This window comes from Salinivibrio sp. KP-1 (assembly GCF_000968645.1).
GTDB lineage: Bacteria > Pseudomonadota > Gammaproteobacteria > Enterobacterales > Vibrionaceae > Salinivibrio > Salinivibrio siamensis.
The window spans coordinates 358,971-374,359 of the sequence record NZ_LAQR01000048.1 but is presented as its reverse complement, the minus strand read 5'-3'; the positions used below and the strand labels follow the sequence as shown (position 1 = coordinate 374,359).

The 15,389-nt window shown below is 51.8% G+C and carries 15 protein-coding genes; 7 read left to right on the top strand and 8 right to left on the bottom strand.

The features are described 5' to 3' along the window. Nucleotides 1-63: 63 nt before the first annotated feature. Together WN56_RS15035 and WN56_RS15030 are read right to left on the bottom strand one after the other, a co-directional pair. Nucleotides 64-690: a DsbA family protein gene (locus tag WN56_RS15035; RefSeq protein ID WP_046075767.1), complete on the bottom strand. Its 627-nt coding sequence runs from the start codon at nucleotides 688-690 to the stop codon at nucleotides 64-66. Next, complete coding sequence (locus WN56_RS15030) at nucleotides 684-1,553, bottom strand: MBL fold metallo-hydrolase (RefSeq protein WP_046075766.1); 870 nt, start codon at nucleotides 1,551-1,553, stop codon at nucleotides 684-686. The genes WN56_RS15035 and WN56_RS15030 overlap by 7 nt, the downstream gene beginning before the upstream one ends. Before the next feature lie 175 nt (nucleotides 1,554-1,728). Here WN56_RS15030 and WN56_RS15025 point away from each other — a divergent pair, with 175 nt between their 5' ends. Next, nucleotides 1,729-2,631, top strand: a complete 903-nt coding sequence (locus WN56_RS15025; RefSeq protein ID WP_046075765.1) for a LysR family transcriptional regulator — start codon at nucleotides 1,729-1,731, stop codon at nucleotides 2,629-2,631. Between the two features lie 56 nt (nucleotides 2,632-2,687). Here the strand turns inward: WN56_RS15025 and WN56_RS15020 are convergent, their stop codons facing one another. The 6 genes from WN56_RS15020 to WN56_RS14995 all read right to left on the bottom strand — a co-directional run bounded on the left by WN56_RS15020 (nucleotide 2,688) and on the right by WN56_RS14995 (nucleotide 7,991). Next, on the bottom strand, nucleotides 2,688-3,167 hold the full coding sequence (locus WN56_RS15020; RefSeq protein ID WP_046075764.1) for a YaiI/YqxD family protein: 480 nt from the start codon (nucleotides 3,165-3,167) through the stop codon (nucleotides 2,688-2,690). 64 nt (nucleotides 3,168-3,231) lie between these two features. Continuing rightward, nucleotides 3,232-4,353, bottom strand: coding sequence for a S9 family peptidase (locus WN56_RS15015; protein ID WP_082084471.1), 1,122 nt, complete (start codon nucleotides 4,351-4,353; stop codon nucleotides 3,232-3,234). A 27-nt stretch (nucleotides 4,354-4,380) separates the two neighbouring features. Then, entirely contained in the window at nucleotides 4,381-5,139 is a 759-nt protein-coding gene (locus WN56_RS15010) for a MipA/OmpV family protein (RefSeq protein WP_046075763.1), read from the bottom strand. A 75-nt stretch (nucleotides 5,140-5,214) separates the two neighbouring features. Further along, the gene (locus WN56_RS15005) at nucleotides 5,215-6,504 is read right to left on the bottom strand and encodes a HAMP domain-containing sensor histidine kinase (protein WP_046075762.1); all 1,290 of its coding nucleotides are present in this window, start codon (nucleotides 6,502-6,504) and stop codon (nucleotides 5,215-5,217) included. Beyond that, nucleotides 6,501-7,175 (bottom strand): response regulator transcription factor, encoded by a 675-nt coding sequence (locus tag WN56_RS15000; RefSeq protein ID WP_046075761.1) that lies wholly within the window; start codon nucleotides 7,173-7,175, stop codon nucleotides 6,501-6,503. Before WN56_RS15000 ends, WN56_RS15005 begins: the two co-directional genes overlap by 4 nt. Nucleotides 7,176-7,304: 129 nt before the next feature. After that, a complete protein-coding gene (locus WN56_RS14995; protein WP_046075760.1) occupies nucleotides 7,305-7,991 on the bottom strand; it encodes a type 1 glutamine amidotransferase domain-containing protein in 687 nt (228 codons plus the stop codon). 261 nt (nucleotides 7,992-8,252) lie between these two features. On the opposite strand from WN56_RS14995, the gene WN56_RS14990 reads away from it, so the two are divergent. From WN56_RS14990 to WN56_RS14965, 6 genes are all read left to right on the top strand, one after another. Next, nucleotides 8,253-8,795 carry a copper resistance protein NlpE gene (locus WN56_RS14990; protein WP_046075759.1) on the top strand — a complete coding sequence of 181 codons (543 nt, stop codon included), beginning with the start codon at nucleotides 8,253-8,255 and terminating at the stop codon, nucleotides 8,793-8,795. A gap of 447 nt (nucleotides 8,796-9,242) precedes the next feature. Continuing rightward, nucleotides 9,243-10,430, top strand: a complete 1,188-nt coding sequence (doeA, locus tag WN56_RS14985) for an ectoine hydrolase DoeA (RefSeq protein ID WP_046075758.1) — start codon at nucleotides 9,243-9,245, stop codon at nucleotides 10,428-10,430. Nucleotides 10,431-10,586: 156 nt separating this feature from the next. Beyond that, nucleotides 10,587-11,582: a N(2)-acetyl-L-2,4-diaminobutanoate deacetylase DoeB gene (doeB, locus tag WN56_RS14980; protein ID WP_046075757.1), complete on the top strand. Its 996-nt coding sequence runs from the start codon at nucleotides 10,587-10,589 to the stop codon at nucleotides 11,580-11,582. A gap of 10 nt (nucleotides 11,583-11,592) precedes the next feature. Further along, complete coding sequence (locus tag WN56_RS14975; protein ID WP_046075756.1) at nucleotides 11,593-12,081, top strand: Lrp/AsnC family transcriptional regulator; 489 nt, start codon at nucleotides 11,593-11,595, stop codon at nucleotides 12,079-12,081. A 265-nt stretch (nucleotides 12,082-12,346) separates the two neighbouring features. After that, a complete protein-coding gene (locus WN56_RS14970) occupies nucleotides 12,347-13,906 on the top strand; it encodes an NAD-dependent succinate-semialdehyde dehydrogenase (protein ID WP_046075755.1) in 1,560 nt (519 codons plus the stop codon). 32 nt (nucleotides 13,907-13,938) lie between these two features. Continuing rightward, nucleotides 13,939-15,342, top strand: coding sequence for an aspartate aminotransferase family protein (locus WN56_RS14965; protein WP_046075754.1), 1,404 nt, complete (start codon nucleotides 13,939-13,941; stop codon nucleotides 15,340-15,342). The last annotated feature ends 47 nt before the right edge of the window (nucleotides 15,343-15,389 follow it).

Genomic DNA, 15,389 nt, shown 5'->3' with positions numbered 1-15,389 from the left:
TAATGTACAAACAATGATCGCGACAAAAAACGGCGAGCCTGGTGCTCGCCGTTTTTGTTTGCTTTATGCCTGAGTCAGTGTTTGCCACAGCGCCTGCCATGCGTCTGGGCGGCGATAGTATTGGCTCACTGTTATGGCTTGCCATTGGCCGTTTTGCTCCACCAGCATGGATGGAAAACCGCGTAAGCCATGCGCTACCATCAATTGACGGGTTTGATTCACCGCGGGCATCACGTCATTTTCGGCGCGATTCATCGCCTGTTGCCAAGCCTCTGCCTCTATCCCCATCTCACTGGCAAGCTCTGCGAGCGTGTCAGCGTCATAGACGGAGCGACCTTGCTGATAATGGCCACGCTGGATGCGTTTCAGCATCTCTGCCCCCTGACCATCAAGCTGCTGAGCAGCGAGGATGGCTTGCGCGGTAATAAAGGAGTCCAAAATTACCGGCTGGTCGCTTGCCACGCGGTCAAGATAAGCTTGACCAAATGTCTGTCCGGTTTGATCGGCAATGGTCTGATCTGCCGCCAAAATGTGTTGACAAAAGCTGTCTTCAATCGGCGCACGCTCACGCATGCCACCTGGATGAAGCTGCAAGTTAATCTCAGGGGTGTTGCTCAGGCTTTCAATCAAGGTGGCGGCGCCAAAGCACCAGCCACACATTGGGTCAAAAATATAGTGGACGTTTACCATTCCATTTCTCCCATATGTACTTTGGCACCAATTTCCAAAGCCATCGGCAAACCCGCTTTCGGATATTTCGCTTGCATGGTTTTAATCAGCTCAGCACTGTCTTTACTGTTTGCTTTCGCCTCGGCAAAGTCTTGCAAATACTGCTGGGCAAAAGTAATGGTGTCAGCGTTCAGTGCCGTGCCCGCGGTCATGTGTCCTGGGATCACCACGTTAGGCTTCAGTGCTGCCATTTCTTCTAGTTGTGCGGCCCAACCTTCACGCGCTTGGTCAGATTGTGCGTCTGCCATCCAAAGGTGAACATTGCCATATACAGCGACGTTACCCAGGATCGCCTTGTTGGCTGGGATCCAAAGATACGGACGATGTGCCAACTCGCCTTTCGCGCCGCGAATTTCAATTTTACGACCGTCCAGTGTCAATGACGTGCGGGTATACGCAGCAGGTACCACGGGATTTTGCGGCGCATTGTCACCCATTTTTGGGCCCCAAAATGCCATTTTTCCATCCAGTTTTTCTGCAATGGTGGCGCGCACTGCCGGTGTGGTGATCACGTTTGCATCAGGGAACATACCGTGCAGCACTTCCGCACCAAAATAGTAATCTGGGTCTGCTTGGCTAATAAAGATAGTGGTCAGCGCTTTCCCAGAGTCCAGCACCTTAGCAGCAATACGTAGCGCGTCTGCTTTAGTAAAGCCCGTATCAACCACCATGGCTTCGGTTTCGCCATACACCAAGGTTGAGTTTACGTGGAAGCTGTTACCATCCGCGTTATACACGTCTAAGTTCAAGGGTTCAGCATTATTTGCTGCCATTGCGCTACCGGTTAGTAATAAAGAGGCGGCTAGGGTTTTTATCAATTTCATCGTCGTGCTCCGTTGTTTGCATTCGGTGTTGAGATGCTGTGCAGTTTACGGGCTCGACTTGTTCGGATATATAGCTAATAATTTGCATCATTGTTTCATATTTCGATCATATTGATGCGTCGTCGCCATTCATCACACGATCGATATTGTTTATAGCCAACCTCGGAGCACACTCATGGATAAACTTACTGCGGCAAGAGTCATGGTAGATGTCGCCCTAACGCAAAGTTTTACCGCCACTGCCGAGCGTCTCGAGATGTCGCGCCCGATGGTGACTCGCCATGTCGAAGCGCTGGAAGACTGGTTAGGTGTGCGCTTATTGCAACGCACCACGCGCAAGGTTTCGTTAACCTCCGCTGGCGAGCAAAGCTTGCCGCAACTGGAACAATGGGTTGAGCAAGCCAATACCCTGACACAGCAATGGCAACAAGACGCGGACTTGACTGGCAAAGTGCGGGTGGCCACCAGTATGTCGTTTGGTTTTGCGCAACTGATCCCCGCGGTAAAGCCTTTTATGGCCGCTCACCCCGGGGTCGATGTAGATATTGAAGTGCAAGATAAGGCGGTCGATTTGATTGCAGATCGGATTGATATAGCCATCCGCATTGCATCCAACCCCGACCCTTCCCTTATTGGTCGTCCGATCGCCGCGTGTGATTCCGTTTTGGTAGCGGCACCGGATTATTTGGCGGCCCATGCACCGATCCGCTCCCCGGAAGATCTCACCGCGCATAGCTGTCTCAGTTATAAGCAATTTGATCGACCGATTTGGCATTTAGACAAAGACGAGGAGCACGCCGCGGTTGAAGTGCAAGGTAAGCTCTCAGCTAACGAGGCGACCACCTTGCTCAGTGCTGCCATTCAGGGCATGGGCGTAAGCATGCAGCCGGTGTATCTGGCTCATAGTGCCATTGCGCGAGGTCAGTTGGAGGTCGTGCTCCCCGATTGGCAACCCAAGGCAATGGATATCTACGCCTTGTATCCGTCACGTCGCAACCAGCCACCAGCGGTGCGTGCGCTGCTGGATGCGCTGATTGCCCACTTCGCCGATAGTGAATGGGCACCGGTTGCTATTTAGTCAGCAGAAAAAATTGAGTAAGGAGAGCTATTTAGTGAGAGAAAAAGCGCGCAGACTTAATCAGACGATTTTGCTCGCGCAGCATGATAACGCTGGGCTTTAACCAGCCATTTATCAAGCTGATTGGCAAAGGCTTGTTTTTGCTGCGGACCAAGCGGAGCAGGCCCACCTGTGTGCACACCGCTACTGCGCATGGTTTCCATAAAATCACGGATATTAAGCCGGGCGCGGATGTTTTCTTTGGTCAGCAATTCGCCGCGGGTGTTAATCACCGTTACGCCCTTTTCAATCACTTCATCCGCCAGCGGAATGTCTTGGGTGATCACCAAATCGCCCGCCTCTGCCTCGGCAACAATTTGGTTGTCCGCCACATCAAAGCCCTTTTCTACCTGACGTGCGCTGGCATAAGGCGACGGCGGTAAACGAATAAACTGGTTGGCAATAAAGGTGGCTTGAATGTGCGTTCGGTGTGCCGCGCGCACTATCATCTCGCGCATCGCGACCGGACAAGCGTCCGCATCTACCCATATTTGCATGCTGGCTCTCTTAGCGTTAGCGTCAATGCCTGCATTAAACCCCAATTCACCGCAAATTGAAACGTTACCCCTGTGTTGTATCCGCGTTTAGTACTGGCTTTACATCGCTTAGCTGCTCAGGCGCGCAGATATTAGTCTGTGTTGGCCGCCCGCTCTCAAACTGCGCTAGCCAAGACGTTAAGCATGGCATCACGCCATCTGCAAACGCTGCCTCCCCTTGCCACCAAATTCGTGCCAGAGTTAACCAGCGGTGACGCTCACTGTGTGCATTGGCTATGTTGTCGGTGCGCAGTAGGCTGTGGTCGGCCTTTTCAAACATACGCACGTGATAAAACGGCAGCGGCGCGTTAGCAAGCAGCTGGTGATACGTAGAAGCGGTTTTATCTGAGTCGACATAAGCATCCCGCGCACCAAACAACGCTAACGTGGGCACTTCGAGATCGATTAAATCAGCAGTCACATCCGAGGCCCAATTACGTTGTACAAATTGCCAAAAGGCCTCGCTCATGGGCGCGTTGCCATTCGAGTTTACGTGGTTGAGGTACTGCTGATACGACGCGCCGGATTGGATCAAGGCATCCACTGTCGCCTCGGCAGCTTGCTCGGCCGCAATAGCGGATTCACTGTATCCGGAGGCTAATCGCCGTTGACGTCCAGAATACTCGGATTGCGCCATCCAGTTGACTGCTCCACCGACACTGATCAGAAAATCGATGTTTTCGACTTGGTGCGCCACCTTAGGGATCACCCAACCAGCTTGACTAAAGCCCATCAACCCCAGCTTGCCATCCTTTAGCCCCAAGGTTTGGCGCAAATAGCGAATCGCCGCCGCGACTTCATCGGCCCGATCTTGCATCGATTGCGCCCGCCAATCCCCGCTCGACTCTCCCACTCCCGGCTTATTCCAAGACAACGCACACCACCCATTCGCCGCTAACACTCGCCAAAGTGGGAGGTAATAACCAAACGCATCGGTCGGCACGTCACCAGAACCATGCACAAACACCACACACTGATTCGGCGCCTCAGTACCTTCAGGTAAAATTAACTCACCCGTGAGCTGATTATCGCCTACGTTAAAGTGAATGGATTGACGCGTCAGCCCCGCGTTTGGGTCATCCATGACTATCAACACAAACGCGCCTATCAGCATCAGCGCTATCAAACCTCGCTTTAGCCACTTCATCGCCTTTCTCCTTCCACCCCATTACCGCTAAAAGGTGTATAAATAGCCGGTATTGAGCGACCACAAATCGTCTCTATCAACAATCGGGCTGTCTGATACTTCATCGTCATAGTGGCGATAACTCACCCCCAACAACAGGTGATGCGCGCGACCAAGCCTGTAATAGAGGTTGAGGTCGGATTGGAATTTGCAGGTTTGATCAGGTTGATAAGTGGGTCGGCCGGCTTTGGCATCCTGGGCTGACACGCCGACATAATAACGACTCACCGCGCGACCCACACAAGTCAGTGACACTTGAGGATCAAGCACCCACTGGCCTTGCTCCATCGGCGCGCCATAGCGGCCCACCACCGCGCCACTGTTATGATTATCCGAGATATCATGATGGTAGCCGAGCTCAAAATAGCCCACCGACGTTATCCAGCCGGTGGTTAGATTAGCGGTATACACCGTATCGAGACTTTTCATATCTTTGAGGGTTTTGCTGTCACCGCGGGCGTGATCGCCAAACACATCGTCGCCCACACCCGCCGACACATACCAGCTGTCGCCCTCGGCGAGATATACACCTAGGGTATCGTTGCGATAAAAAATTCCCTCCCATTGCGCCTCAACCACCAGCTCAATGTCTTGGTCATCTTCACCACCGAGATATATCGACGGCTCGGTATAGCCGACCAGGCCGACAGTCAGATAATTATCCGCGGACATACTGTCGGTTTGCGCATGCCCGGCTAAGGGCACCAAGGTCAAAACGAGACAGATAAGTGTGACAAATGGGTTCACCGGCGATTCTCCATAATGGCGAAATAGTAACTGAAAGTTCGCCCTTATCTTGAAACAACCGGTATTAAGAAAACCTTAAGACTCTCCCGTCATTTTGTGCGCGGCTTCCCAATTGATAACCGCCTTCGCCATCTGAGCGTCGCACTGAAATTCAAAATGCCAGTTGAGCTGTCTGGCAATGCGCTCAACAAGCTGTAGGCCTAGACCAAATCCGATCTGATTCTCGTCCACGTCTGAATCAATAGGGTTGGCAATCGAAAACTGTCCGTTGGTGATATTAATCTCAATCGCGCCGGGCGCACTGTAGGTGAGCGCATTGCGAATCAGGTTGGTACTCGCAATACGAAACAATTCCCTCTCAATAGAAATAGGATCACTGTGATTATCGATATGGACAGTCACTGGCTTATGCGCAGCAAGATACGCCAGCTCATCCACCAGGGTTGCGCAGAGCGAGCCAAGGTCGACCTTTGATTGGCGAACCTTATCTGGATGTTGCCGTGCCAGCCAAAGCAGTGATTCAGACAGTGCCATCATATTGGCGTTGGCACGCGAGGCACGCTGCAAGGCTGGATAACTGGCATCCTTGTCATCGATGCGCAGTGACAAAGTATCCAAGGATGCCTGCATAATCGCCAACGGCGTGCGCAGTTCATGGCTGGCATGCTTTAAGAACTGCTGCTCTCGTTGGTTATGTTCACGCACCTGTTGCAGCGAGGCCATCAAGTGGTCGGCGATTTGGTTAACCTCACGTACCGAAAAGCGCACATCGATAGCTTGATCAGGGTGTGTTTTTACTCGCGCCGACCATGCCACCAACTCTTTGAGTGGCTTCAATGCATTGTTAAACAAAAGCCCAATCACGATGACAAGCACCAGCATAAAAGCGGCAATTAACACACTGGCATCGGCCAAAGAGCGCTCGACAATCATGGCGGCTAATGCTTCGATTTTTTCTGCCGCTTCAAACTCGACCAAGTACAGGCCTTGGGATAGGTGCTGATCGGAGTACAACAAGTAGCCATACTCACGCGTTCCACTATCATTAATGCGCTGAATTTCAATTGGATCATCGGGCTGTATCGGCTCTGAGGAAAACAAATCACGCACCGATGTCGGGATAGCCTGCCAATCTCGATACGCACTAACAGTGTTGCTTTGTGGCAATGGATAGTTAGGATCGGCGGCCAGCTTCTGCTCGAGTTTGATAGCATCGAGCCGCATGTAGTTTTTGCCTGCCTGACTGATTTGATAAAAACTAAACACGGTGACAAGTGCCAACAACCCGATAAAGATCGCCACCGCCATGAACACCAGTTGGCGGCGTGATTGTGCGGCAAGGCTTCGAACAGGGCTTTGGCTCATACCGGCGCGGCCTCAGAAAGGGACAAACCAATACCGACATGGGTGTGGATCAGCGTTTTAGCAAAGGGCTTATCAACCACTTTACGCAAATGGTGAAGGTGCACGTTAATGGTTCCTTGGCGCACATCATCGCTGGCCCAAATCGCCTCCTCAATATCGCTTTTGGACACCACAGTGGGTGAGCGGCGCGCGAGTAGCAACAGAATGTTCCAACCGATAGGGGTCAACTTAAGCGGCGTATCACCGCGCGACGCGATATGCTCTTTGGGGTAAATCGTCAGATCAGCAATGGTAATACACTCTCGTACCGGTTGATGACGTCGATGCAAGGCCTGTAAACGTGCGAGCAACAACGGCATGGTGCAAGGTTTGACCACATAATCATCCACGCCCGCGCGAAAGCCCTCAAGCTGGTCGGTGTCAGCGCCGCACGCGGTCAGCATTAACACCGGGGTATCAACCCCCTGCTCACGCAGCTCACGGCAAACCGCCATACCCTGAACGTTGGGCAACATATTGTCGAGTATCACACAATCAAACGTCTGCTGGCTGGCAAGCTGGATCCCCGTTTCGCCGTTATAGGCAAAATCACAGTCGATCTTATGCAGCTCTAAATATTCTGACATCGCTAAGCTGAGATCGTGGTCATCTTCAATGATGAGTATTTTCATGCGGCGTGCTCTTCTATCCGTGTCGTTTTTAATCTACACGAATCCATTGGATAAAATACACCCCACTTAATCTCGTCCGATACAAAAAAAGCGCCCGCAGGCGCTTTCATCGAGAGACTATCATATGACTTACTTTAGCAATGCCAACACCGCATTGACGCAGGCTTCAGATGACACCGGATTTTGCCCTGTCACTAAGTTGCCATCAGTAACCACATACGAGGTAAAGTCATCCGCTTTCTCATAAAGGCCGCCGTTTTCTTTGAGCATATCCTCAACTAAAAACGGCACCACCTCGGTCAAGCCAACGGCGGCTTCTTCGCCATTGGTAAAACCGGTGACCCGTTTCCCTTTCACTAGTGGCTCGTCGCGATCTGAACGCGTATGGCGGAACACGGCCGGGCCGTGGCACACCGCACCAACCGGTTTGCCCTGATAATAGAAGGTCTCAATCAGCTGACGAGATGTCGGATCTTCCGCCAAGTCCCACAATGGACCGTGTCCACCGGGATAGAAAATCGCGTCATACTCATACGCATTCACATCGCTCAGCTTGACGGTGTTATTAACCATATCTTGCAACTCCGCATCGCCATCAAACCGGCGTGTGGATTCCGATTGCGCATCTTCCGCTTCGCTGTTCGGATCAATCGGTGCCGCGCCACCTTCCGGGCTGGCAACTACAATGCTCGCTCCAGCATCTTTAAACGCGTAATAAGGGGTGGTGAACTCTTCAAGCCAAAAGCCTGTCTTGTGTCCCGTATCGCCCATGGCATCGTGAGATGTCAGCACCATCAAAATTTTGTGTTGTTGCATCATCGCTCCTTATTGTCACGCGTTTGGGTAGTATTTGCTTGGTTTTCATTGAGTAGACTAACAAGACATGAGTGTTAACGTAAAAGGTGGTCGCTTAGATCACTCTCATCAGTTGACGGTTTTTTTACGTTTATTGTCTAACGCTGACCTAATGCTAGCGCAATAATGACACCTAAGCGCAGCAAACGCCTATCATGAAGTCATTCATCGCTGGTCCCCAGCAACGATTTAGCCTTTAAACATTGATTAAACGAGGTAAACATGAAAAAAACCTATTTACTTGCACCACTGGCACTGGTTGTCGCACTGGTCGGCTGTGAACAGCAAACCAACGAACCACAAGAGGCGCAATCGCAAGTCGAATCTAGCTTAGACGACGCCCAAAATGCAGTGAAAGAAGGCACAGAGCAAGCGATGGATAGTGCAGAAAACGCCATCGATAGCGCAGAAAACACCGTTTCTGAAATGGTTGATCATCATAATGCAAAAACATCACTAGACTGGAACGGTACGTATCAAGGTGTGGTGCCCTGCGCCGACTGTGAAGGTATTGATACCACACTAACACTGAACCCAGACAACACGTATTCACTCACCAAAACCTATCTGGGCAAAGAGGGAGAAGCTCTTAAAGAATCGGGCACCTTCAAGTGGGATGAAACAGGCAGTGTCGTCATCCTTGAAGGGCTGACTGACAGCCCTAACCACTTCTTTGTGGCGGAAAACCAGGTGATCATGCAAGACATGAATGGCGAAACCATCGAAGGCGACCTTGCTGAGATGTATCACCTGAAAAAGCAGTAATCTACCAATATAATCTTACTTGATAAGAGCCTAGCGCTTGCCCCATAAACCAGCACTAGGCTCTTTTCGCGTATTTCGTATCCCCTTCCCACGCTTTCCCGCTTCATGCCAACACTTGCCTGTCTGCACAGATTGGCAGTTTAGTGACAAATTTGTTGCTAATAAAACTTGACGGGTTTTCACTCCATGGTTTAACTCTTAACTAGAGGCGAAACAAAATCTTATCCGGTGAGCAGGCCGAATGGGCTCACTGAGCAACAGCCGCACCAGACAGTAGAGTCGCCTAGACAGGACCGCGCAACACTCGCGCTTCCTCCGTTTGTTCGATAACAAGACCGAAAAACGGCACCTTTCTGTACCGGTAATCATACTTGATCCAAGTTTGATTACCGGTCAGTAGTACGTTTATAAGCACCACAGTCGTGGTATTGAACAGGAGTCACGCGTATGAGCGACGTTGTATTGAAGTTCTCTTACGAAGAATACAGCGCCCGTTTAGCCAAGGTTCGCTATGCCATGGAAGAACAAGAGATCGACACCTTGTTAGTGCACGATCCATCTAACATGGCGTGGCTAACCGGTTACGATGGCTGGTCTTTCTATGTGCCTCAGTGCGTAGTGATTGGCGCAACGGGTGACCCTTTGTGGTTCGGACGTGTCCAAGACGCGAATGGCGCGCTGCGTACTGTCTACATGAGTGCCGAGTGCATCACCTACTATCCTGACCATTACGTGATGAATCCGCCCCTGCACCCCATGGAATACTTGGCAAACTATGTGCTGGCAGAACGTTATTGGGATCGTGGCCGCATCGGCGTCGAGAAAGACAACTACTATTTCAGCGCCACGGCGTTTGAATCGCTCAAAGAACATCTGCCAATGGCGACCCTCGTCGATACTACCGGACTGGTTAATTGGTGCCGCGCGGTCAAGTCTGATCAAGAGCTCACCTACATGCATACAGCTGCGCGTATCGTGGAAAATATGCACCGTGTCGCCTTTGAGATGATCGAGCCCGGCTTACCCAAGCATTTACTGGTTGCAGAGATTAACAAACACGCGGTGGTTGGCCACGATGGCCACTTTGGGGATTATGCCGCTATCGTGCCGATGTTGCCCTCAGGCGGTGATGCTGCTGCGCCTCACTTAACGTGGGACGATCGCCCATTTAAACGGGGAGAAGGGACCTTCTTCGAAATCGCTGGGGTGCATCGTCGCTATCACTGCCCACTCTCTCGTACCATTTTCTTAGGAGAGCCGGGTTATGAGTTCCTCCGTGCTGACGAGGCGCTACAGGCCGGACTAGAAGCCGGTCTCGCGGTCGCCAAGCCCGGCAACACATGCGGAGACATTGCCAACGCCCTCAATGATGCCTTGTTGCGCTATGGGTTTGATCGGGAAGGCGCGCGCTGTGGCTATCCGATAGGGTTAAGCTACCCACCCGATTGGGGCGAGCGCACCATGAGCTTGCGACCCAGTGATCAAACCCTATTGCGCGAGGGGATGACGTTTCATTTCATGCCAGGGCTTTGGATGAAAGACTGGGGCATGGAAACCACAGAAAGCATTGTGATCACCCGCGATGGTGCGCAAACCTTGTGTGACCTACCGCGCCAGTTGTTTGTCAAACACTAGCTTGGTACACCGCGCCAGATACGGGCACCATACTTGTGCCCTTTTCTGTTCAGCCTCATTATTATTTTTAGCTACACTCATAACGTGATGATTTAAAAATCAAACGTTACCCGTTTCCGCCGGATGGAGCGTCACGACAGATCACAAGGAGAGGTTATGGAACCCACCGCAATTGAAGCCACCGTCGATTTTCATGCCGATGGTGTACAGCACGGCTTTCTTAAACTGCCTCACTCACACGACCAATCCGCATGGGGCTGTGTCACCATTCCGATCACTGTAGTTAAAAACGGCGAGGGGAAAACGGCCTTGCTGACGGGCGGCAACCATGGGGATGAATACGAGGGCATCACGGCGTTACTCAATACCTGCCATCAACTGATGCCAAACGATATCAAAGGCCGTGTGATCATTTTACCGATGATGAACGCGCCCGCCGTGACCGCAGGCACACGCACTTCCCCTTGGGATCAAGGCAACATGAACCGCGCTTTTCCTGGTTCACCAACCGGCAGTGTCACCGAACAAATTGCCGATTACTTCACCCGATATTTAATCCCACAGTGCGATACCGCTTTAGACATTCACTCAGGCGGTAAAACCTTAGATCTTATTCCCTATGCGGCGTCCCACCGCTTAGAGAATCTTCAGCAAGCCGACGCCTGTGCCGAAGGGGCTCGCCTGTTTGGTGCCCCCTATCAAGTGCAAACCACTGAAATGGATGCCACCAGCATGTACGATACGGCGGTAGAGCAACAAGGTAAGATTTTTGTCACCACAGAGCTCGGTGGCGGTGGCACCAGTACACCTGACTCTATCGCCATTACTCAGCGCGGTATTCACAACTTTTTAGTGTTTTCGGGCATTCTACAAGACGATTATCGCCATCCACCGGCCGCGCCCGTCAAGCTCGAGCTACCCGACAAACACTGCTATGTGCAAAGTGAACACGCAGGGATTATTGAGTTCTCTGTGCACTTAGGCGATACCATCAAACAGGGTGATTTAATTGGCAAAGTGCATAATATTGAGCGTACAGGGACCGAACCCATCCCCTACTACGCCGAGCGCGACGGTATTTTACTGGCCAAACGTCACCTCGGACGGATTTATATCGGCGATACCTTTGCGGTGATTGCCGAACCTGTTTAGCGGAGGGGCCATGAAGCTGGATAAATTTGATATCAAAATCTTGCAGATCTTGCAGCAAGATGGCCGTATTACCAAATCTAACCTCGCACAGGCGATCAACCTGTCTGTAAGCCCCTGCTGGGAGCGGGTAAAACGGCTCGAGCAAGCAGGTATCATCGAGGGCTATGGCGCACGTATCAATCCAGATGCGGTGGTAAAACTTAACACTGTGCTGGTCGAGATCACCCTTGGCCAGCATGATGTTGACAGCTTTCAACGTTTCGAACGTGCCATGCAGCACTGCGACGATGTCAAAGAGTGTTGGGCGACGGGCGGTGGGATAGACTATATCGTTCGTCTTGGTGTCACTGATATCGACTATTATCAGCGTCTGATTGACAGCTGGTTGACCGATGACCTTGGCATCAAACAGTACTACACCTATATCGTCACCAAACAGGTGAAGCGACCAGCCCTCACCTTACCACTTGAAACACCAGATGTTGCTGCCAATGGCTAATCATTGCTTGTCCTTGTTTGCGAGTGCTCAATGACACTCCCGCATGAGTCGTTAACCTCTTGGCAATATCTGAACATCCGTTACATTATCACGGTCAATGCCCGTTTCTCTCATGACCAGAAAATTTTCTTCTGTCATTGCGCGGTTTCAGAAAAAATTTCGTTAATCACCCTTCTTAACAAAAAACCTCTTTTTTGCTCATTGCATACAGTAACAGTAGGCAAACGCTGATAGGCAGCGTGGCGATTTTGAATCAGGAGGGAGTATGACCGTATTCCAATCACGCGATCTTAACTACACTGGCAGCGCAGCCAATGCATTGCGTCATGATGTAGCCGGCAAAGCCAGTTCAGACGTTCTCGCGTACCTGGACGATCAGCGTCTATTTCGCCAACTTGCCTATGCCAATGGTAAATGGGTCAATGGCGATTCAGATACACCCGTGCTCAATCCGGCAACGGGCGAAGTGCTCGGCTACACCGCATCACTCAATGCTGCGCAAATCAATCAAACCATTGATGACGCCGAGACCGCTTTCCATCTGTGGCGTGCCGAGTCCGCCGAAACGCGCGCCAAGCTATTGATGAAATGGCACGACTTAATCATGGAAAACCAACACGATCTCGCGCATCTAATGGTGCTCGAGCAAGGCAAAACGTTGCGCGACGCCGAGGGGGAAGTGGCGTACGGGGCCTCTTTCATTCAATGGTTTGCCGAAGAAGCGAAACGCGTGTATGGCGACACCATGCCTAGCCACATTCCCAACGCCCATCTGGCGACACTACGTGAGCCCATTGGGGTGGCCGCCTTGATCACTCCATGGAATTTCCCTAACGCGATGATCACTCGCAAGGCAGCAGCAGCGCTCGCGATTGGCTGTAGCGTGATCGTCAAGCCCGCAGAAGAAACGCCCTTTTCTGCACTAGCGTTGGCCGAGCTCGCGGAACGTGCTGGGATCCCTGCAGGGGTGTTTAACGTGATTATGGGTGACGCGCCCATGGTCTCGACCCAGCTTTGTCAAAGTGACAAAGTCAAAGCGCTAAGCTTTACCGGCTCAACGCGTGTGGGCCGCTTATTGCTCGAGCAAAGCGCCCAAACCGTGAAAAAGTGTGCCATGGAGCTTGGCGGCAATGCGCCCTTTATTGTCTTGCCTGATATGGATATTCAACAAGCGGCGCGCGCGGCCATCGATGCCAAGTTTCAAACATCGGGACAAGATTGTTTGGCCGCCAACAAAATTTTAGTCCCGCGCGACAAACATCAAGCCTTTGTCGATGCCTTCGCCGCATTAATGGATGAACTTGAAGTGGGTAATGGTTTGCTGCCCAGCACAGATATCGGCCCATTGATTTCATCTCGTGCCGTGGATAAAGCCCAAGCCATTGTCGATGACGCCATTGCCAAAGGCGCGACCGTGATGGGCGGAAAACTCAACCCCAACCTAGGCGAAAACTTCTTTGCCCCTACGCTTATCACCAAGGTGACGCCCGATATGCTGGTGTATCAAGAAGAGAATTTTTGTCCTGTGGCGGGCGTGATTGCCTACGACAATCTGGATGAGGCAATTGCCATGGGTAACGATACCGAGTACGGACTCTCGGCGTATGTCTATGGCAATGATATTCGAGATATTTGGCGCTGTCTGCGCGGCCTTGAGGTCGGCATGGTCAGTGTCAACTCAGTGAAAATGACCGGTCACCCTATTCCATTTGGTGGCGTCAAACAGTCGGGCTTGGGCCGTGAAGGAAGCCGCTATGGCATCGACGAATTTAGTGAAATCAAATACTACTGTTTAGGTGGCTTGCCCACGGTGAGCGGCAGCTAATTCAGGTTTGCTGACGGATAAGGAGACTGATCATGCGTCCAGAAACAAAAGCCTTGTTGGAAAAAGACAGAAACACCGTATTCCATGCTTCAACCCACTTGAAGCAGTATGCGCACGGCGAGATGCCAGGCCGAGTGATTGAGACAGGCAAAGGTATTCGCATCACCGATTCCGAAGGGATTGAGCTGATTGACGGCTTCGCTGGGCTCTACTGCGTCAATATCGGTTATGGCCGTGAAGAAATGGCCGACGCCATTTATGAGCAAGCGAAAAAGCTCGCGTACTATCACACCTATGTGGGTCACACCAACGAAGCGCTCGTGACCTTATCGGAGCGGCTGATCAAGATGGCGCCGGGCATGAGCAAAGTCTATTACGGCATGTCGGGCAGCGACGCCAATGAGTCACAGCTTAAAATTGTTTGGTACTACAACAATGCGCGTGGCAAGCCTGAGAAAAAGAAAATCATCTCTCGGGATCGGGGTTATCACGGCTCCAGCGTGGCATCAGGGTCACTCACGGGGTTACCACTGTTCCATGCGCACTTTGATCTGCCCATCGAGCGCATCAAACATACCATGGCCCCCTACTATTATCGCCGTGAAGACAGCAGCATGACAGAGCCTGAATTCGCGCAACACTGTGCCGATGAACTGGAGAAAATGATCCTCGCGGAAGGACCCGACACGGTCGCGGCGATGATTGCCGAGCCTGTACTCGGCACCGGTGGCATCGTACCGCCCCCCGAAGGTTACTGGGCGGCAATTCGCAAAGTACTGGATAAGTATGATGTCTTGTTGATCGCCGACGAAGTGGTATGTGGCTTTGGCCGTATCGGGAGTGATTTTGGCTCTATTTACTACGACATGAAGCCTGATCTGATTACAGTTGCCAAAGGATTAACCTCCGCCTATCAGCCACTGTCTGGGGTGATGATCGGTCACAAGGTATGGGATGTACTGGAAGACGGCACCGATGCGTGGGGGGCGATTGGCCATGGTTACACCTACTCTGGCCACCCACTGGGCGCAGCAGCCGCACTGTGTAATCTCGATATCATTGAGCGCGAGAATCTGACTCAGAACGCCGCGACCACGGGGGAATATTTGCAAATGAAGATGAAAGCCGCGTTTGCCAATCACCCACTGATTGGCGATAGCCGCGGGGTGGGTTTGCTCCATGCTCTCGAGTTTTCGCCTGATCGTGCCAACCGTAGCCACTTTGACCCTAGCCTTAAAGTGGGCCCACAAGTGTCCGCAGCCTGTATGGAGCAAGGTCTGATTGCGCGTGCGATGCCACATGGCGATATTCTTGGTTTTGCCCCACCCTTGGTGGTCACCCCCAATGAGGTGGATGAAATCGTCGCTAAAGCGCAAGTCGCCGTCGATAAGGTGATGGATAAACTCGTCACCAGTGGACAATGGCAACCCAAATAGCGCGATGATTCCTATCCAGTAAGCAAAAAAAAGCGCCGACAACTCGG